Genomic DNA, 18,240 nt, shown 5'->3' with positions numbered 1-18,240 from the left:
GAGGGTAGAGGGCGCCTCGGACAGGTCAGGCGCCGACGAACCACGCGGCGATCGCGGCGGCCGGGGTGCCGACGTCGAACGTCCGCACCTCCGTCGCGACGGAGGCGAGATCGGTGACGAAGCCGTCGTCGGCGTCCACCGTCCCGCGCGCGTGCACGACGAGCACCACCGGGTGCCGGTCGGCCTCCGTCGGCGGCAGCACCGCGCCCACCCGCTGGACGAGCTGGCGGTAGGACCGGCTCGCGGCGAGCAGGACGACCGCGTCGACGGTCGGCAGGTCGAGGCCCTCGTCGAGCACCTTCGGTGCCGTGAGCACCCGGAGCCGCCCGGCGCGCAGGTCGCGCAGGGTGTTGCGGCGGACCTCCGGCTCGAGACCGTTGTGCAGCCACGCCGCCGGCACCCCCGCCGTGCGCAGACCGGCAGCCGCGGCGTCGGCGGCGTCCTTCGTGTGCGTGAAGACGAGCGCGTGGGTGGACCGCGCGAGCGTCGGGCCGAGCGTCGCGACCGCGGCGAGCTTCGCCGACGACGTCGCCAGCAGGTCCCGGCGGGTGCTGACCGCGCGCAGGTACGCGCTGGCGTCCGCGGCGGCGCGGGCGTTCTCCCGCCAGCCGTTCTGGAGGCGGACGGCGTCCTCGACGAACCGGTGCGGCGTGCACCCCTGCTCGGCGAGACGTCCCGCGAGCTCCGTGATCTGCGCGGACAGGGCGTCGTGCTCGGCCTGCTCGTCCGCGTCCAGGTCGACCGCGACGAACGCGAGCCGGAACGGCGCGAGCACGTCGTCCTTCCGGCCGCGGCGCAGGTCGCACCCGTCGAGCACCGCACCGAAGTAGGGCCGCAGGATGTCGTCGAACCCCGGGTCCTGCCGTTCCATCGCCGACGTCAGCCCCAGCCGCGCCGCGAACCCGGCGCGCAGCGTCTCCGCCGGTCGTGCCGACCCGTACTTGTGCACCTCGTCCGCGATGACCAGCCCCGCCTGTCCGTCGGTCAGCAGCTGCTGGCCGAACGCCGCGCTGACCAGCGACACCAGCACGTCGCACTCGTCGAACGTGTGCGCCGTCGTGATGTCCCGGCGACCGATCGACAACCCCGGCAGGTACAGCTCCAGCGTCGAGAACCAGCGGTCCAGCAGGTCCGACGTCGGCACCAGCACCAGCACCTTCTCGCCGCGCGTCAGGGCGTCCCAGGCTGCGAGCACCCCCACGACGGCACGGCCCTGGGCGCTGACCGCCTCGATGATCCCGCGCCGCTCCTCCGCCAGCCACGCGTCCAGCACGTCCTTCTGCCACCGGCGCAGCTGCGGTCCGACGTACCGGACCTCGCCGCCCGGCGGGAGCGGGCCACGCTCGACCGCGGGGGTCGCGCCGAGCGCGAGGAACAGGCCACCGGCGGGCGTCGCGGGGGCGATCGCGAACGGCTCGGCGGGCGGGCGGTCCTCCGGGGCGACCCGCACCGGGAGGGGCTCGCCGACGCGGGCGGTCGGGTGGGTCGTGGTGGTCGCGCTGGTCTCCGGCTCGAACGGCTGCACGACGGTCGGTTCGACGGTGGTCTCGACCGGCGGCTGCTCGACCGGCGGCTGCTCGACCGGCGGCTGCTCGACCACCGGCTGCTCGGCCGCGGGCGTCTCGGGTGCCGGCTTGGCCACCGCCGCGAGACGCGCGCTCACGGGCACCCGGACCGGCACGGTCGGCGTGGTCGGTGTCGTCGCACGGGCTTCCTGGAGCCGCACCGACGGCCGGCCCGCGAACGCCGCCGCCGGCAGGATCCCCAGACGGGTGTCCGCCTGCTCCAGAACCGTGGGCCCGGGACGCTCACCGAACGACGCCGCGGGAGCGAGCACCTGACGCCGCGGCGTCGGCAGGTTGAGCATCGTCGCCGGGTGACCGGCACCCAGGGCGCGCCAGCGCGGCGGCGTGCTGTTGTCCGCCCGGAGCCGCGGGTCGCCGACCAGGAGCTCCTCGACCTCGGCCGTGGTGAGTGCGTCGTGACCGGCGTCCGCGACGGTGAGGGTGAGCTCCGACGCCGTCTGCAGCGGGCGCGCGCAGAGGGCAGCGTGCAGCACGTCGTTCGGTGTCGACACTGTGCGCTCCTCGATCCCGCTCGGCGAAGACAGGTCTCCGCGTCCGATGCCCTCCTGTCTTGTCGGCATCTGCACGGCTCGAATTCAGTCGCGCACCGCATCTCGTCCGGCGGGACCGGCGGTCAGACGCGGGAGGCGACGATGTCGTCGGCGTTGTCGACGACCCACTCCATGAGCGGCAGCAGCCGCGCGACCAGCTCCGAGCCGCGCGGGGTCAGGGAGTAGTCGACGCGCGGCGGGACGCTGCCGGTCACCTCGCGGTGCACGATCCCGTCGGCCTCGAGGGTGCGCAGGGTCTGCGCGAGCATCTTCTCGCTGATCCCCTCGACGATCCGGCGCAGCTCGCCCCACCGCATCGTGCGTTCGGACAGGGCGACCAGCAGGAGGACGCCCCACTTGCTGGTGACGTGGTCGAGCACCGTCCGCGACGGGCACGCGGCGGCGAGGACTCCGTCGGTCAGGAGCCGGCCCAGGACGCTGACCTCGTTGCTTACCGTCACGTGCGTACCTTACGTCAAAGTGGGTACCGACGACCGGGAAGGTTGTGGACGCAGGGCGGGTTGGGCCGGACGACAAGAACCACCTGCGAGAGGAACACCTCATGTCCGTCGTCGTCACCGGTGCCACGGGCCAGCTCGGTCGTCTCGTCGTCCAGCACCTCCGCGCGGGAGGCCTGCCCGCCGACGAGCTCGTCGCCGCCGCCCGGAGGCCCGAGGGCCTCGCGGACGTCCGTACGGCGACGATCGACTACGACGACCCGCTCTCGCTGGAGACCGCGTTCGCAGGTGCGGAGATGGTGCTGCTCATCTCGGGCACCGAGGTCGGCACGCGGGTCGCGCAGCACGGCCGGGTGATCGACGCCGCGAGGGCCGCGGGTGTCCGTCGCGTCGTCTACACGAGCGCCCCGCACGCGGACACGACCTCGCTCGTCCTCGCGCCGGACCACCGGGCCACCGAGGAGCTGCTGAAGGCGTCGGGCCTCGCGTGGACCATCCTGCGGAACAACTGGTACACGGAGAACTACGTCGGCGCGGTCGAGCAGGCACGCTCGACCGGCGTGCTCCTGACGAGCACGGGCGACGGCCGCGTCGCCAGCGCCTCGCGCGACGACTTCGCGGCAGGCGCGGCCGCCGTGCTGCTGGGCGGCGACCACGACGGCCGCGTGTACGAGCTGTCCGGCGACGTGGCGTGGTCCTTCGACCAGCTCGCCGAGGCGGCGTCGGCCGTCCTGGGCGTCCCCGTCGTCGCGAAGCAGGTCTCCTCGGACGAGCACCGCGCGATCCTCGTCGACGCGGGCCTCGACGAGGGCACCGCGGGCTTCGTCGCGACGCTCGACGCCGACATCCGCCGCGGCGACCTGGCCGACGCGACCCCGGACCTGCGCACCCTGATCGGGCGGCCGACGACCCCGCTCGTCGACGGCCTGCGCACGGCGCTCGCCTGAGCCCCCGGACCGGCGCGCCGCCCGCCACGTGATGCCGTGCCGCGAGACCGGCCGCGTCGGAACCAGCCGCACCTGTGACACGTGAGGCCGGAGTGGCGCTCGCGACGGCCCTCCCGTCCCTCGCGTACCAGGTGCGGCTGGTTGTCCGCGAGCGACCACGTGCAGCGCGACGACGAGAAAGAGCGCGCCCTGCGAGGAGTGTTCCGCGTACCGTCGCCTCTCCGCCCGAGCAAGGAGAATGACCGCATGACCGCAACCGTCCAGGCCAGGAACGTCGGGGCCGGGTTCGGCGATCGCGAGCTGTTCTCCGGTGTCGACCTCGTCGTCGCACCCGGCGACGTCATCGGCCTCGTCGGCCCGAACGGCGCCGGCAAGTCCACGCTGCTGCAGATCCTCGGTGGCCGCCGCCAGGCCGACAGCGGCAGCGTCGCGGTGTCACCCGCGCACGCGCAGCTCGGTTACCTGGCGCAGGAGATCGAGCGTCTCGACGGCGAGTCCGTCCGCGAGCACCTCGGCCGGCGCACCGGCGTGACCGACGCGCAGGCCGCCCTCGACCGGGCCGCTGACGCGCTCGGCGCGGGGGCGGAGGGGGCCGACGACGCCTACTCCGAGGCACTGGAGCGCTGGCTCGCGCTCGGCGGCGCCGACCTGGAGTCGCGCCTCGGCACGGTGGCCGACGACCTCGGCCTCACCGTCGACCTCGACCACCCGATGACCGCGCTGTCCGGAGGCCAGGCGGCGCGGGTCGGTCTGGCCGCGCTGCTGCTCTCGCGCTACGACCTCTACCTCCTCGACGAGCCGACGAACGACCTCGACGCCGCCGGTCTGGACCTCCTGGAGGAGTTCGTCGACCGCTCGGAGGCCGCGGTCGTCGTCGTCAGCCACGACCGCGAGTTCCTCAGCCGGACCGTCACGGCCGTCGTCGAGATCGACCGGAGCCTGCAGCGCGTCACCAACTACGGCGGCAGCTACGACTCGTACCTCGACGAGCGGTCGATCGCCCGTCGCCAGGCCCGCGAGGCCTACGAGGGGTACGCCGCGCGTCGGGACGCCCTCGCCGCCCGTGCGCGCATGCAGCGGGCGTGGATGGAGAAGGGCGTCCGGAACGCGCGTCGCAAGGCGCCCGACAACGACAAGCACATCAAGAACTTCCGCGGGCAGACCTCCGAGAAGCAGGCGGCGAAGGCCCGGCAGACGGAGAAGCTGATCGAGCGGCTCGACGTCGTCGAGGAACCGCGCAAGGAGTGGCAGCTCCAGATGAGCATCGCGACCGCGGGCCGCTCCGGGTCCGTGGTCGCGGTCGCCCGGCACGCGGTCCTGACCCGCGGCGAGTTCACGCTCGGGCCGGTCGACCTGCAGCTCGACTGGCGGGACCGCGTGGCCGTCACCGGGCCGAACGGCGCCGGGAAGTCCACCCTGCTGGCCCTGCTGCTCGGCCGGCTGGAGCCCACGTCCGGCGCCGTCGACCTCGGCTCCGGGGTGCTCGTCGGCGAGGTCGACCAGGCCCGTCGGGCGTTCGAGGGCGACGAGCCGCTGGTCGACGCGTTCTCCCGCGAGGTCCCCGACTGGCCGACGGCCGACGTCCGCACCCTGCTGGCCAAGTTCGGCCTCGGCGGCCACCACATCCACCGGCCGGCGTCGTCGCAGTCGCCCGGCGAGCGCACCCGCGCCGCCCTCGCGCTCCTGCAGGCCCGCGGCGTGAACCTGCTGGTGCTCGACGAGCCGACCAACCACCTGGACCTGCCCGCGATCGAGCAGCTCGAGTCGGCGCTCGACAGCTTCGACGGGACGATCCTGCTGGTCACGCACGACCGCCGGATGCTCGAGACCGTCCGTCTGACGCGCCGCTGGCACGTCGAGGACGGCCAGGTCACCGAGGTGACGGCGGACTGAGGTCCCGTCAGCGCAGCAGCGCGGTCAGCTCGGCGCGGTTCCGCTCCAGGTAGTCGTGCACGGGCTCGGACGACGTCTCGTCACGGATCCCGACGAGCACGCGCGGGACGTCGACCGTGACCGCGGCACGGTGCGTCCCGTCGCGGTCGACGACCAGGTTCAGCACGACCGTCTGCGTCGGCGAGCCCGCGGCGAGCTCACGGAGCATGTCCCCGGTCTGGAAGTGCAGGTCGCGCGGAGGGCTGTAGTCCTCCTGCACGAGCCCGTCCGGCGTCTCGACCACGACGACCCGGACGTTGGCGATCCCGCGCGCGTCCTCACCCACCGAGCACTCCTGGCGGGCCACGATCCGGACCCATCCGGCAGGCGCCGCCGCGGCGTAGCTCTGCGCGATGCGTCCGACGAGGTCCAGCTGGTCAGGGGTCAGGTCGAGGGTCGGTGCGTCATCGGGGAGGTCGTGGCTGGGCATCATTGGTCCATTCGTACTCGAAGGTCTTCCCGTCGATCTGCAGCTTGACCACGAACTCGTCGGGCCTGGTCGAGACGTTCCCGTCCCGGTACATCGGTTCGATGTGGATCTCCACCTTGCCCGGCGTCTCACCACGCAGAGCCTTGCGGATGGAGCGTTCCATGCTCGCCCACTGGCCCTGGTTGAGGTTGACCAGGCCGTCGTACGGCTTGCCGTTGCCGGGCAGCACGTTCAGGCGGTTCGTCGCTCCGCCGAGGGAGTCGGCGACGAGGTGGAAGCCGATGTCGGTCGGGAGGCCCTCGTTGCCGATCAGCGCGGTCAGGGTGCTGTTGCGACCGCCGTCTCCCAGGTTCATCTGGCCGCTGACGCTGCGGGTCCGCCCGAGGTGGTCGGTCTCCCAGGCCATGCCCCTGAACTCGTAGATCGCGTTGGGGTGCGGGACGTTCGCGGCCCGGTTGAACGCGTCGAGGTCGGTGAACGTCAGGTGCGGCATCGGCAGCCCGTCGGCGCGTGCGACGAGGTCGATGGACGCGTCGAACGAGCGGAGCCTGTCGATGTCGACGCCTCGGGAGACCAGGATCGCGATCTCGTCGGCGCTGAGCGCGCGTCGCGTCCACTTGCCGCCCGTGGCGCCCCAGCCGAGGAAGGGGATGAGGGCCGCGCCGGACAGCGCGGCGTCGACCGTGTTGCCCTCGGCCGCGTACCAGACGGCGTTGATCGCGTCGACGGGCTCGCCGATCAGCGGGATGAGGCCGAGCCCGTCGAGCACGAGGTGGCCGATCTCGGAGAACGGGTTCTGGTTCTCCCGCGCCTCCTCGACCTCCGCGGCCTTGATGTCGAAGATCTCGCGCGCGTCCGTCGCGATCGCGGCGCTGATCGTGTCGCCACCCTCGAACGGGGTGATCGCCGCCGCGATGGCGGCGTTCGAGCCCGCGCCGTCGTCGACGGGCCAGCGCCGCTTCACCAGGACGTACTCGAGGAACGCGTTCGTGGTGGCGGTCTTGCCGCCGCCCTCGATGGTGACCGTGGGGCCGGTGCCGAACAGGCTGTGCGCCGCCTCCGGGTTCCGACCGACCGCCGCCATGATGCCCGCGAGCGGGTCGTAGTACTCGGTGTACCCGGTCGGGGCGCCCTCGTCGTCGCCGTGCACGGGGTCGATGGCCCCGAACCCCTCGCTCATGGAGTGGGCCCGGTCGTACCACATGTCCCTCGTGTCGACCTGACGCTCGTAGTCGTAGACGTCCTGGGCGACCGTGGTCAGGAAGGGTGTGGAGAACGACCCGCGGGAGATCACCAGACCCAGCGCGCTGGCCTGACCGAGGGTCTCGGGGTTCTCGTCGGTGATCGCGTCGGACCAGCTCTTCGCGTAGCCCTCGGGGAGCGCGTGGTCGCCCGTGCCCTGCGTCGCGGTGCCGAACGTCGTGCCGAGCCCGTCGAGGAGGGCCTCGTACTGCTCGTCGAACTTCTCGACGTCCTCGATGTCCGGGCTCAGGGAGCTGTTCCGGACCAGGGACCGCCGCGTGTTCGACGCGTCGATCACCAGGTCCGCGACCTCCTCCGGCGAGACCTGCAGGGCGAGCTCGTAGGCGAAGTACGGGTCGGTGCCGTTCTCGGCCAGGAGGTCGACGAGCTCCTGGGGGAGGTCCTCCCCGGACCCGTACTCCTCGATCAGGTGGGCCGCGCGGTCCGCGCGCTCCTTCGCCTCGGCCGGCGTCGTCGTCGGCACCGTCGACTCGTCGAGCTGCACGTACCCCTGGAAGCCGGGGACCTGGGCCTCGATGTGCCGGGCGAGCGCGAGCCGGCGCCGCAGGCCCGGGAGCTGACCGTCGATCCAGGTGCTCACCGCGTCGATCCGCTGGAGCTCCTCGGCGGAGAGCATGACGCTCTCCAGGCCGGACCGCAGCGACGACCGGTGCGACGACACGTCGGACGCGGCGTTCTCGAGCGCACGCACCAGCGCTGCCATCTGGGTCAGGTCGATCGACGCGACGCTCACCGCAGGTTCCTCCACCGGGTCTGCCACGCGCCGGGCTCGACCTCCTCGGGCTGCGACCGGACTGCCGAGTCGAACGTCGAGATCGCGCCGTCCGCCGCTGTGCCCAGCGCCTGCTTGTGACCGGTGAGGTCCACATAGAAGTCGTCGGCGACGGGACTCAGCCAGGCCCCGGCGTCCATCGCCCGCACCACGGCGTCGAGGTCGTCACGCAGGTCCCCCGCGACCGGGACCGCCAGCGCGCGACGCTGCTTGATGGCCGCGAGGTAGGGGTTGGCGATCGGCGCGACCTCGTCCGTCACGGCGCGCCTCAGGCCCCGGGTGCAGGGCTCGCGGGCACCGCCCCGTGCTCGGCGACCCACGTGTCGAGGTACCGCTCGAACCGGCCGTGCGACTGCTCGTCGAGGATGCCCTGGCTGCGCTTCGGGGCGTCGTAGCCGAAGTCGACCTTGATCGTGCCGTCCGGGTCGACGAGCAGCTCGAACGTGGTCCACCGGTGCTCCGGTCCGCCCTCGGCCGAGAGCTCGTTGAGCGCGACGACCGCGTCGTACAGCGGCTCGTCGTACCCGACCTGCCCGTACAGCCAGCGGTCACCACCGTGCACGACGGCCGTCGTGATCCAGTTCAGGGTCACCCCACCGGACCCGTCCGGGGTCGCCTCCCAGCTGCCGACGAGGCGGGCCCAGCCCTGGGGTGCGATCTCGGCGAACCGGCGCACCACCACACCGAGCTGCTCCTGCTGCTCTGCCAGACCCACCGAGGACCCCCTTCGACGTTGCCGAACCCACATGATGCCAGCCGGGCCTCGTCAGGGCACCGGGACCTGCACCAGCTGCCACGCCCCACCCGTGACCAGGAGCCCCCGTCCGGGGTTCGCGCCGCCCAGCGCCGAGCGGGGGAGCCGCACGCCCAGGAGGTCCCCGTCGTTGGGCGTCGCGGGCGACAGCAGCAGACCGCTGCGGGACTTCTTGATCGTCGCGGCCGGCCCGCGGTAGGCGCTCGTCAGCTCGTCGGTCGTGCCCGCGCCGACGATGAGACCCGGGCGGTCCCGCAGGGCGCCGAGGTGCGCGACGATCGCGTCCGCGAGCGGCCCGTCGGTGCCGACGAGCTCGAGGTCGTCGACCAGCAGGAGCGTCGGCACGTCGTCCGACGGCACCAGCGACTCCATGAACGCGGTGATCTCCTCGCGCGTCGACTCCATCGTGAGCGTCCCGACGACCCCCGGCCGCTCCGCGAGGTCACGCAGCGGGCTGCGGCGCGGCGTCACGAGGCCCACGGCCCAGCCACGCTCCAGCGCCGACGTGCCCATCGTGAGCAGCACCGTGCTGCGGCCCGAGCGTCGCGGACCCACCGCGAGCACCCCGGGGCCGTGCTCCTCGGCGTCCAGCCCGAACAGCGCGAGCGTGTCGCCCCCCACCCCCGCCGGGACCGCCGTGCGACCCAGCGGTGCGCCGCCGAGGGCGTGCGCCTCGGCGAGCGTGACCCGCGTCGGCAGCGGGTCGACGCGGAACGGCACCTGGGCGGGCTCGGGGCGGTCGCCGGTGGCCGCGTACCGCTCGACCGCGGACCGCGCGATCGTCTGCAGCGCCGCCACCTGCGCGGGGCCCGACGGGTCCGGGTCGAGCAGGGCGACCTGGAGCTCCTGGCGGCCCTGCGACCGGAACGCGCGCCCCTCGGGCAGCTTCTCGGGGACCTCGCGCGGGGACATCCCGACCGCCGCGTAGTCGCCCGGGTCCGCCATCGGCAGCATCACGCGGTCCTCGGTCAGGGTCGAGACGCGTCCGACGAGCAGGCTGCGGTCGCCCGTCACCACGACCTTGATGCCCGCGCCGGGTCCCTCCTGGAGGATCTGCGTCCACATGTCGATGAGCACGCCCGCGTCGTAGTCCTCGAACGCCTGGATGAACCCCTCCCACCGGTCCAGCAGGACCAGCAGGTACGGGAGACGTCGCGACGGGTCGGTGCCCGCGCGCTGCTCGGTGACGTCCGCGAACGCCTGCTCGGCGAGGAGCTGCTGGCGGCGGGAGATCTCGGTGCGCAGCCGCCGGGTCAGGCGCGCGACGCGGTCCGGCTGGTCGCGCGTGACGACCGCCCCGGTGTGCGGGAGCGCGACGAGGGGGAGCAGCGCGTTGTTGCCGAAGTCGAGCCCGTAGACGTGCACGTCCCGCGGCGACAGCCGCGTCGCGACACCGGCGGCGAAGGTCCGGAGCACGGTGGACCGGCCCGAGCGCGGGGCCCCGACGATCGCCAGGTTCCCGGCGCTCTCCAGGTCGTGCACCGCGACGTCCCGACGCTGCTGCGCGGGCAGGTCGACGATCCCGTACGGCAGCGCGAAGGGCTTCCGGTCGAGCGACGGGCCGCCCTGCGCGAGGACGTCGTCGAGCGTGATCTCGGTGGAGAGCGCGGGCAGCCACGGCGGCGGGGGTGCCGCGACCCCGGCGAGCTCGGCGGCCGACCGCACGGCCGTCACCAGCGCGGCCAGGTCCGTCGGCGTGTCGATGTCGTCCTCGGCCTGCGCGCGCGGCGCGGACAGCGGGCGTCCGACCGCCGACCACGTGAGCCGCTCCACGTGCACCGCGCCGCCGCCCGCGGCCGTCGGCGGACGACCCCCGACGCGCGACGACTGGAACGCCACGAGGCTCGAGTGCCCGAGGCGGGCGTACGCGCGGCCGGGCAGGCTCGGGGGGATCTCCGCGGCGTCGCCGGACTCGATCACGTCCTGGCTGTCGTTGCGGTCGGTGACGCGCAGGGCGATGCGCAGGTTGGTGTTCGACTTGATCTCGGCGCTGACCACACCCGCCGGCCGCTGCGTGGCGAGCAGCAGGTGCACGCCGAGGGAGCGGCCGCGCCGGGCGATGTCGACGAGGCCGGTGACGAAGTCGGGGAGCTCGGCGACGAGCGCCGCGAACTCGTCGATGACGATCGTGAGGCGCGGCATCGGGGGATCGCCGGGCTCACGACCGGCGAGGTAGTCCTCGATGTCCTTGGCGCCGGCGTCGGCGAGCTGGTGCTCGCGGCGCCGCAGCTCCGCGGCCAGGCTCTCCAGCGCACGCGTCGTCAGGTGCGCGTCGAGGTCCGTGACCATGCCGACCGTGTGCGGCAGCCTGCTGCAGTCCTTGAACGCCGCCCCGCCCTTGTAGTCGATGAGCACGAACGTCATCTCGTCGGGCCGGTTCGCGACGGCGAGCGACGCGATCAGCGTCTGCAGGAGCTCCGACTTGCCCGAGCCGGTGGTCCCGGCGACGAGACCGTGCGGACCGTCGGCGCGCAGGTCCACCGTGAAGGGACCGTCGGTCGACTCGCCGATCACCGCCTTCGTCGTGCGGCCGCCCTGGGCCCAGCCGTGCGCGATGGTGCCGGCGTCCGGCGGGTCGAGCGCGAGCACGTCGAGCAGCCGCGACGTCGACGTCAGGGTGCCGGCGAGGTCCTCGGAGCTGATGTCACGCACCGGCGCGAGCGACCGGCCGAGCTGCTCGAACCAACCGCGCGGCACCAGGTCCGCGCGCACGCCGTCGACCGGCCGCTCCCCGGTCACCGACACGGTCGAGCCGGCGCCGTCGACCACGACCACCGCCTGGCACTCCTCGGGCAGCTGCCGCTCCTGCTCGTCGATGCACAGGAAGTACACGCCGACGCCCGGCCCCTCGCGCAGGAGGGTCACCAGCCCCGGCAGGAGCCGGATCCGACGGGCCCCGTCGAGCACCACGAGCACCGGGGGCGGGAGGATCCCACCGCCGCCGAACGCCCCGCCGCCCATCCGCGGCCCGTTGCTCGCCGCCTCCCGACGGCGCTCGACCAGGTCGAGGAGCTCGGAGATCCGGCGCGACGTGGTCTCCTCGTCGTTGCCGACGGCGACGACCGGGCCGGAGTCGCGGCGGGCGTGCGGCAGCCACCGGACCCAGGACCACGCGTCGTCGCCCTCCTGGTCGGCGAGCAGCACGACCGACACGTCGGCCGGGGAGTGCGCCGTGACGACCTGGGCGAGCATCCACGCCGCGACCTGACGCCGCTCGGCGCCCGCCCCGACGACGCCGGTGACGCCCGCCCGGGCGAGCGGGACCGCCACGGGGACGTCGGACGCGGTCCAGTGCAGGACCTTCTCGTGGTCCTCACGCGCCGGGTCGTTCAGCGACACCTCGCTCGGGACGTCGGCCGTCCCGACGCGCGCCAGCATCCAGTCGGGGTCGGTGCGCCGTCGCTCCCAGAGCCGCGCGCGCGGACCCGTCGCGAACAGCAGCACCGAGCCCGGGTCGGGGAGCTCACCGCGGCGCGCGGCGCTCTCGGCCGTCAGCGCGTCGTACGCCTGCTGCTCGATCCGCGCGGTGCGCTGCACGAACGTCTGCACGGCCTCGAGGTGCTGGGTGCGCCGCTGGCCGCGCGAGGAGAAGAAGTTCGACGCCGCCATCGCCGGCGACAGCGCCATGATCAGGAGCGCGTACGGGGACCGCGTGAACCAGTACATCCCCGCGCCCATGATGAGCGGCATGATCATCATTGCGAGCGGGAACCGCTGCTTGTCGGGGGTGCGCGGCTCGCTCGGGAGGCGGAAGTCGGTGGTGCGCGGCGGTGGCAGGAGGCGCGGCGGACGGTTGTAGTCGAGCGTCGCTCCGACGGGGCTGAGCGACAGCGACGCGTCGGGGGAGCTGACGCCGGCGACCTCGAGGACGACGTCGCCGACGACGAGCGACTGCCCCGGCGCCCACGTGCGCCGCTCGGTCAGGGGCTCCCGGTCGACGTGGACGAGCGGGCGGTCCGCCTCCGGGTCGATCTCCGTGATGCCCTCGAGCGCGCGCCGGGCGTCCACGAGCTTGCGGGCGTACTTGTTCCGCGAGCGTCCGCGCGCGGGCGTCGCCGACGCGGGAGGGTCACGACGCACCACGATCGGTCCGTCGAGCGGGCGGCGCCGCACCGGCGCGGGACGGACGGCCCCCGCCACGCTGTCCGCCGGCTCGACCGTGACCGACCCGTCGAGCGCGACCTCGAGCACGACCGCGACGCCGGGCACGTCGGCGCCCTCGACGCGGACGGACGCGCCCGGCGCGCTGCCGATCTCGTGGCGCCCCAGTGCGAGCCGGTGCACGCGGCCCGCGTCGACGCCCGAGACGAGCCGCACCTCGCTGGAGCCGCCCGGCTCATGCCAGCTGTCGCCCGGGTCGACCCCGAGACCGACGACTGCGCCGTGCCGCAGCGGGGAGCTCTCGACCGGCTCGGCCGGGTCCAGCTCACGGCCGTGCCACCACAGCGCCGGAGCCGCCTGCGCGGCGGGGACGACCTCGACGACGCCGAGGTGCCCGGACCCGCGCGGCACGACGCGCTGCTGGGTGGTCTCGAGTCGCTCCGCGAGAGCGTGCGCCACGTCGCGCACGAGCGACCCGGGGGCGCAGTCGAGCACGACGTCGACCAGCTCGCCGCCGTGCTCGGCGGTGGCGCTCACGATCAGTCGCACGGCACGCTCTCTCGTCGTCGGTCTCCGGACAGACGGACGGCCCGCCCTCGCAGAGGACGGGCCGGGCTCCGACCGGACTCAGATGCGGTCGGCCTCGCCCGTCGCCTGTGCGATGTTGTTGTGGTTCGTGCGCACGTCGGACGCTGCACCGTCGAGCGCCTCCTGGAGGCGGTCGAGGTTGGCCCGGTAGTCCTGCCAGGCGGTGCGGAAGTCGTCGGAGTACTTACCCGTCCAGACCGCGCTCTGAAGTCCGCTGTCGACCGCGGTCTTGATGTCGGCGGCCTGGAGGGCCTTGTCCTGGAACGTCTTGTAGAGGCTCTGGAGTGTACTGAGCTCTGCACCAACGGCCACGAAGATCTCCTCGTCTCAGGCCACACCGGGGCGGCGTGGCGACCCGATGACCCTACCCGCTCGCCCCGACGCCCGGGCGACAGATCCACAGGGACCGCCACGACGTGGACACGCTCGGCCGGCACCGGGATCACGCCGAGCCGAGCACCGCGTCGTCGGACCCGGGAGCGAGCTCCTCGAGCAGCGCGCGCGTCGCAGGCGAGACCGTCGGTGCCCCGGCCGCCCGCAGCGTCGCCTCGAGGTCGCGCGCGACGGGACGCACCGCGTCGCCGCCCCCGAGCGCGGCGGCCGCGCGGACCAGGTCTCGCCAGAGCAGCTCCTCGGTGGGCGCGAGGCGCAGTCCCGTCCAGGCGACCGACTGCGCGCCCGCCGGGTCGTCGCCGTCCCGGCACAGCACGACCAGCCGGTGCACCGTGTCGACGAGGAGCGCCTGCGAGGCACGCTCCAGCCGCACGCGGGCCAGCCACGAGTACCGCCCGGCGGGCCGTGCGGACAGCACCGCACCGCGCGCGAGCCGCAGCGCCGCAGCGAGGTCGCTGCGCTCGGCACCGGGGTTCGCCGCCTGACGTGCACGCGCGAGCAGTGAGCGCACCACGTCCCAGTCCACGACGACGTCGCTGCCCAGGCTCACGTGCCCGTCGGCGCCGCGGACCAGGTTCGGCCGCCCGTCGGCGTCGGTGCCGAGCCACTCGGCGGTGCGCGCGAAGAGGCTCTCCCGCACCTCCGTCGTGACGCCCTTCGGCCACAGCGCAGCCGCCAGCACGTTCGCGTGGGCGCCCTCCGGGTGGAGCGCGAGGTAGACCACGAGCTCGGTCGCGAGCGCGCGGCGGCTGTCCTCGATCGCCCGGGACGTCTCGACGCGCGGCTCACCGAGCACGAGCACGCGCACGGCGGCCGCGTCGAGGTCGGCCGGCTCCAGGGCTCGTGCGGGGGCGACCACGGGCGGACGCTCGACGGCGCCCTCGTGCTCGATCGCGGCGCGACGCTCGTCGACCGCGCGGGCCGGCTCCGGCGCCTCGGTGAGCAGCTCGCCGAGCGCCGCGACCTGCCGCGACGTGAGCCGGTTGGCGCGCACGTCCAGGCCGAGCACCCGGGCACTGAGGCTGCCGTCGGACCCGGCGACGAGCTGCCAGCGAGCGCCCGGCAGGGCACCGACGCACACGACGCCGAGCGGTGAGCGCTGGTTCGTCGCGGTCAGCTCGACGAGCTGGTGCGCGGCGTTCCCGACCGGGGTGGAGCCGAGCACGAGGTACTCCGGGACCCAGGCACCCGCGCCGCCGCTGCGCAGCCGGCCGGTGAGCACGCTCGACCCGAGGACGTCGGCACGACGCTCGCGCAGCCGCGGCAGGACGTCCGCCGCGGACGCCGCGGTGTCGTAGCGGTCGCCCGGCAAGGCGTCCAGGCCCGGGGGCAGGTCCACGCCGGTGACGTGCAGCCCGTCCGACCACCGGTTGGTCGCGAGCTCGGCCGCCCAGGCGCTCGCGACCTCGCGGGCGACGTCGAGGTCGCCGACGATCGCGACCGGACCCTGCGCCGCCTCGAGGTCGATGAGCACGTCGCGCCCGTCCTCGTCGCGCCCGAGCGAGACCAGACCGGGGAAGGGAGCGGTGCCCCCGCGCGCGTCGAGGTCGACGTCCGCGGCATCGAGGCGCCACGCGGCGCCCGTGCCGAGCACCCGCCAGGGCGCGGGCGCGGTGGTCGACGGGGGGCTGAGGCGGAGCTCGACGCCGGTGTCGTCGACGACCGCGCCGAACACTCCCGGGAGCTCGCGGCCGGCCGCGCGCAGGTTCTCGGCCAGCTGGCGCAGGCCGCGGTCGAGCAGGATCGCGCGTTGCGGGTCGGCACCGATCCGCAACGCCACCTCGACCTCCACCGCGTCCGGGGACGGCTCGTTCGTCCGGCGCCGCCGGCGGAGCTGGTCGACCGCGACGAGGAGGCCGGCTGCCAGGAGGCCGGCACCGATCAGCCCCGCGTTCCCCGTCCCCTGCTGCTCCGAGGCGACGTCGGTGACCGCCTCGGTGCCCGCCGTTGCGGTGTCGGCGACGCCCGCGTCGGTCGTGGGGACGGCGGGGACCTCGCTCACCGGGGGCGCCACGGGCGGGGCCACCTCGGCGACGACCGCGGTGACCCGGTCGACGGTGACCGCGTCCTCGGGCATGACGAGGAGCCAGTTCGGGTAGATCAGGCGCTCGAGGGTCAGCGCGTGCCCGTCGGGCTGGTCGCGGTGCTTGTTCAGCTCGAAGACCTCGTGGTAGCGCCGGCCGTCACCGAGCGACCGCTCCGCGATGTCCCAGAGGTTGTCGTGGTAGCGGCCGTCGGGCGGCTGGACGATGTACACGCGCTGCCCGACGAGCTCCGTGCCCTCCTCGGGACTGAGCTGCACGTCCCCGAGCCAGTAGGTCGTCTCGCCCTGGACGGCGGCCTGCTCCACGGCGGCCACAGGGGCCGCCTCGACCGGTGACGCCGTCGCCGACCCGCCGTCGACGGAGACGGAGATGCTGGTCGCCGACCCGCCGGTGTGCTCGGGCAGGACGGACCCGACCGCGGCGGTCGCCTGGGTCGCGGCCGTGGAGATGAGCAGCACGGTCACGACGAGCGTGCGTGCGAGCCGCTGGCTGGGCCCCGCGAGCGGCACCCGTCGGGGCAGTCCGACACCCGAGAGCGCCGAGCGCAGCTCGACGGCGACGCACACCGTGAACTGCAACCAGGCGAGCCACACGATCCACACCAGCACCGCGAGCAGCTGCTCGGCGCTGATCGTCGCGGTCAGCTCGTCGCGTCCGGGCAACGACGTGGGGATCTGCGGGACGCCGCCGAGCGCGACGAGAGCCAGGGGGACGCCCACGACGAGCAGCAGGAGCAGGAGCCCGGCGCCCACGGAGGCCGCCCGGTTGCGCGACTCGTCGGTGCCCTCGGGCTGCTGGAAGCGGCCGGGACCGATCTCGCGGTCGGTCGGCCGGGGGGCGGGTTCGCGTGTCATGGCGCTCCTGTGATCTCGCCGGTGATGCCGAGTGCGGCGCGTGCGGTGGCTGCGCCCTCGACCTCGAAGCTGTCGATGAGGACGAGCTGCAGCAGGGAGGTCGGCACGGTGTCGCTCACGACGACGCTCACCGTGGCGGCGTCGGCCGTGACGTCGATCCGTGACGAGTCGTAGCCGCGCGAGGACAGGAACGCGGTCGCCTCGGCCCGGGCGGCCGCCGGGTCGATGCGTGCCGTGCCTCCCCCGCGCAGGGACGCGGCGTCGATCTGGTTGGCCCCGGACCGCGCCGCCTGCTCGGCGTCGTCCATGATCGCGACGCGGGCGTTGAGCGACCGCCCGCCGTCGGCGACGAGACCCGCGAGCGCGAAGAGCACGACGACCATGCCGAGCACGAAGACGGAGGCGGAACCGCGGTCGCGGTCACCGAGCCGCGCGCGGAGAGCATCGACGATGCGGTGGCCCACGGTCATCCCCCCGTCCGGCGGTACTCGTCGAGCGGCGCCGAGCTCGACGCCTCGACGCGTGCCGTGCCGGGGAGCCCGATGAAGCCGAGCTCCGACCACGACACCGTGCAGTCGACGTCGACCGTCAGCGTGGCACCCTGCTCGAACACCCCGCGGAGCGCGGCCGGCCGGCACGTCAGGGACGGCGGCACCGCCGACGCCGCGACGGTGCGCGCGGCGACGACCGCGCTGTCGCGGTCCCGTTCCAGGGTCGCAGCCCGCACGGCGTCGCGGGCCATCGCCTGGGCGTCGCCCTCGGCGGAGACGTAGCGGCCGAACGCCACGATGAGGAAGAGCATGGCGAGGAGCACCGGGACGAGCACGACGATCTCGACCGCCATCGACCCGCGGTCGCGCTCGTGCTCCGCCGGACGGCGTCCCGCACTCATGCGTCGGGCCGGAACGACTCGATCGGGCCCTGCACGGTCGCGGAGACCCGCGGAGCGAACCCGTCCACGATCTCGAGCGACCGGCCCGACACGGTCACCCGCACGGTGAGGGCGTCCGGTTGCGTGATCTGGACCTGCAGGTCACGGAACGACGCCCCGCCGATCGCGTCCGTGTACTCCTGCGCGTGCGTGCGCGCCTCGGCCACCGAGGCGGGCGTGCCCCCGCCGACCCGCACCACGCGCGCCGTCTCCCGCGCGACCGCTCCGGCCACCTCGTTGCCGTACCAGGTCAGCGCGAACTGCACGGTCAGGAAGATGACCAGCATGAGCACAGGCGTGTAGAGCACGAGCTCGATCGAGCTCGAGCCCTCGTCACGCCGCGCCCGATCCCCCGTCATGACGCGACGACGGGACGGGATCACGGCCCGCCAGGAGCGTCGGGGATCGTGATGGAGTCGGCCTCGGTCTTGACGAGGTTGTAGATGACCAGGCCGATCGCCGCAGCGATCGCCACGAGGATCCCCGTGATGATGACCCACTCGATGGCGGACGCGCCCAGGTCCTCGGACGCACGTGCCCGTGCGTAGCGGCGGCGTGCCTCGTTCGCGAGGAAGAGCAACGGGCTGGTGGGGGAGAGGTACATGGGGTCCTCCGGTCCTTCCGACAACTGTGCGGGGTGAATGAGTCCGGCCGGG

The 18,240-nt window shown here is 74.0% G+C and carries 15 protein-coding genes; 2 read left to right on the top strand and 13 right to left on the bottom strand.

The annotated features are described in order from the left end of the window. Positions 1 to 25 precede the first annotated feature (25 nt). Positions 26 to 2,077, bottom strand: a complete 2,052-nt coding sequence (locus CTE05_RS12200; protein ID WP_186814848.1) for a DEAD/DEAH box helicase — start codon at positions 2,075 to 2,077, stop codon at positions 26 to 28. A gap of 122 nt (positions 2,078 to 2,199) precedes the next feature. Continuing rightward, the gene (locus CTE05_RS12195) at positions 2,200 to 2,577 is read right to left on the bottom strand and encodes a winged helix-turn-helix transcriptional regulator (RefSeq protein ID WP_146846494.1); all 378 of its coding nucleotides are present in this window, start codon (positions 2,575 to 2,577) and stop codon (positions 2,200 to 2,202) included. 101 nt (positions 2,578 to 2,678) lie between these two features. Here CTE05_RS12195 and CTE05_RS12190 point away from each other — a divergent pair, with 101 nt between their 5' ends. Continuing rightward, on the top strand, positions 2,679 to 3,521 hold the full coding sequence (locus tag CTE05_RS12190; RefSeq protein ID WP_146846492.1) for an SDR family oxidoreductase: 843 nt from the start codon (positions 2,679 to 2,681) through the stop codon (positions 3,519 to 3,521). A 246-nt stretch (positions 3,522 to 3,767) separates the two neighbouring features. Continuing rightward, positions 3,768 to 5,414, top strand: coding sequence for an ABC-F family ATP-binding cassette domain-containing protein (locus CTE05_RS12185; protein WP_146846490.1), 1,647 nt, complete (start codon positions 3,768 to 3,770; stop codon positions 5,412 to 5,414). 7 nt (positions 5,415 to 5,421) lie between these two features. Here CTE05_RS12185 and CTE05_RS12180 read toward each other — a convergent pair whose 3' ends face one another. The 11 genes from CTE05_RS12180 to CTE05_RS12130 all read right to left on the bottom strand — a co-directional run bounded on the left by CTE05_RS12180 (position 5,422) and on the right by CTE05_RS12130 (position 18,188). After that, on the bottom strand, positions 5,422 to 5,883 hold the full coding sequence (locus tag CTE05_RS12180) for a hypothetical protein (protein ID WP_146846489.1): 462 nt from the start codon (positions 5,881 to 5,883) through the stop codon (positions 5,422 to 5,424). Continuing rightward, a complete protein-coding gene (locus CTE05_RS12175; protein WP_146846487.1) occupies positions 5,858 to 7,879 on the bottom strand; it encodes a DNA/RNA non-specific endonuclease in 2,022 nt (673 codons plus the stop codon). The genes CTE05_RS12180 and CTE05_RS12175 overlap by 26 nt, the downstream gene beginning before the upstream one ends. After that, entirely contained in the window at positions 7,876 to 8,178 is a 303-nt protein-coding gene (locus tag CTE05_RS12170) for a hypothetical protein (protein ID WP_146846485.1), read from the bottom strand. Before CTE05_RS12170 ends, CTE05_RS12175 begins: the two co-directional genes overlap by 4 nt. A gap of 8 nt (positions 8,179 to 8,186) precedes the next feature. Then, positions 8,187 to 8,633 (bottom strand): hypothetical protein, encoded by a 447-nt coding sequence (locus CTE05_RS12165; protein WP_146846483.1) that lies wholly within the window; start codon positions 8,631 to 8,633, stop codon positions 8,187 to 8,189. Between the two features lie 51 nt (positions 8,634 to 8,684). Continuing rightward, complete coding sequence (locus CTE05_RS12160) at positions 8,685 to 13,322, bottom strand: FtsK/SpoIIIE domain-containing protein (protein WP_146846481.1); 4,638 nt, start codon at positions 13,320 to 13,322, stop codon at positions 8,685 to 8,687. Between the two features lie 78 nt (positions 13,323 to 13,400). Beyond that, the gene (locus CTE05_RS12155) at positions 13,401 to 13,673 is read right to left on the bottom strand and encodes a WXG100 family type VII secretion target (RefSeq protein WP_186814847.1); all 273 of its coding nucleotides are present in this window, start codon (positions 13,671 to 13,673) and stop codon (positions 13,401 to 13,403) included. 130 nt (positions 13,674 to 13,803) lie between these two features. Beyond that, entirely contained in the window at positions 13,804 to 16,653 is a 2,850-nt protein-coding gene (locus tag CTE05_RS20305) for a LysM peptidoglycan-binding domain-containing protein (RefSeq protein WP_186814846.1), read from the bottom strand. Continuing rightward, complete coding sequence (locus CTE05_RS12145) at positions 16,650 to 17,123, bottom strand: pilus assembly protein TadG-related protein (protein WP_146846477.1); 474 nt, start codon at positions 17,121 to 17,123, stop codon at positions 16,650 to 16,652. Before CTE05_RS12145 ends, CTE05_RS20305 begins: the two co-directional genes overlap by 4 nt. After that, on the bottom strand, positions 17,120 to 17,545 hold the full coding sequence (locus CTE05_RS12140) for a TadE/TadG family type IV pilus assembly protein (protein ID WP_146846475.1): 426 nt from the start codon (positions 17,543 to 17,545) through the stop codon (positions 17,120 to 17,122). The genes CTE05_RS12145 and CTE05_RS12140 overlap by 4 nt, the downstream gene beginning before the upstream one ends. Then, complete coding sequence (locus CTE05_RS12135) at positions 17,542 to 17,943, bottom strand: TadE family protein (RefSeq protein ID WP_146846473.1); 402 nt, start codon at positions 17,941 to 17,943, stop codon at positions 17,542 to 17,544. Before CTE05_RS12135 ends, CTE05_RS12140 begins: the two co-directional genes overlap by 4 nt. A gap of 20 nt (positions 17,944 to 17,963) precedes the next feature. Beyond that, positions 17,964 to 18,188 (bottom strand): hypothetical protein, encoded by a 225-nt coding sequence (locus CTE05_RS12130; RefSeq protein WP_146846471.1) that lies wholly within the window; start codon positions 18,186 to 18,188, stop codon positions 17,964 to 17,966. Positions 18,189 to 18,240: the final 52 nt, after the last annotated feature.

Origin of the sequence: Cellulomonas terrae, assembly GCF_007990265.1 — a bacterium.
Taxonomy (GTDB): domain Bacteria; phylum Actinomycetota; class Actinomycetes; order Actinomycetales; family Cellulomonadaceae; genus Cellulomonas; species Cellulomonas terrae.
The sequence above is the reverse complement of the archived record's forward strand: the minus strand, read 5'-3'. Positions and strand labels throughout refer to the sequence as shown.

Excerpts from the sequence above, each read along its gene's own strand:
- CTE05_RS12190 (WP_146846492.1), top strand. The coding sequence starts at position 2,679 with ATGTCCGTCGTCGTCACCGGTGCCACGGGCCAGCTCGGTCGTCTCGTC.
- CTE05_RS12185 (WP_146846490.1), top strand. The coding sequence starts at position 3,768 with ATGACCGCAACCGTCCAGGCCAGGAACGTCGGGGCCGGGTTCGGCGAT.
- CTE05_RS12180 (WP_146846489.1), bottom strand. The coding sequence starts at position 5,883 with ATGCCCAGCCACGACCTCCCCGATGACGCACCGACCCTCGACCTGACC.
- CTE05_RS20305 (WP_186814846.1), bottom strand. The coding sequence starts at position 16,653 with ATGACACGCGAACCCGCCCCCCGGCCGACCGACCGCGAGATCGGTCCC.
- CTE05_RS12145 (WP_146846477.1), bottom strand. The coding sequence starts at position 17,123 with ATGACCGTGGGCCACCGCATCGTCGATGCTCTCCGCGCGCGGCTCGGT.
- CTE05_RS12140 (WP_146846475.1), bottom strand. The coding sequence starts at position 17,545 with ATGAGTGCGGGACGCCGTCCGGCGGAGCACGAGCGCGACCGCGGGTCG.
- CTE05_RS12135 (WP_146846473.1), bottom strand. The coding sequence starts at position 17,943 with ATGACGGGGGATCGGGCGCGGCGTGACGAGGGCTCGAGCTCGATCGAG.
- CTE05_RS12130 (WP_146846471.1), bottom strand. The coding sequence starts at position 18,188 with ATGTACCTCTCCCCCACCAGCCCGTTGCTCTTCCTCGCGAACGAGGCA.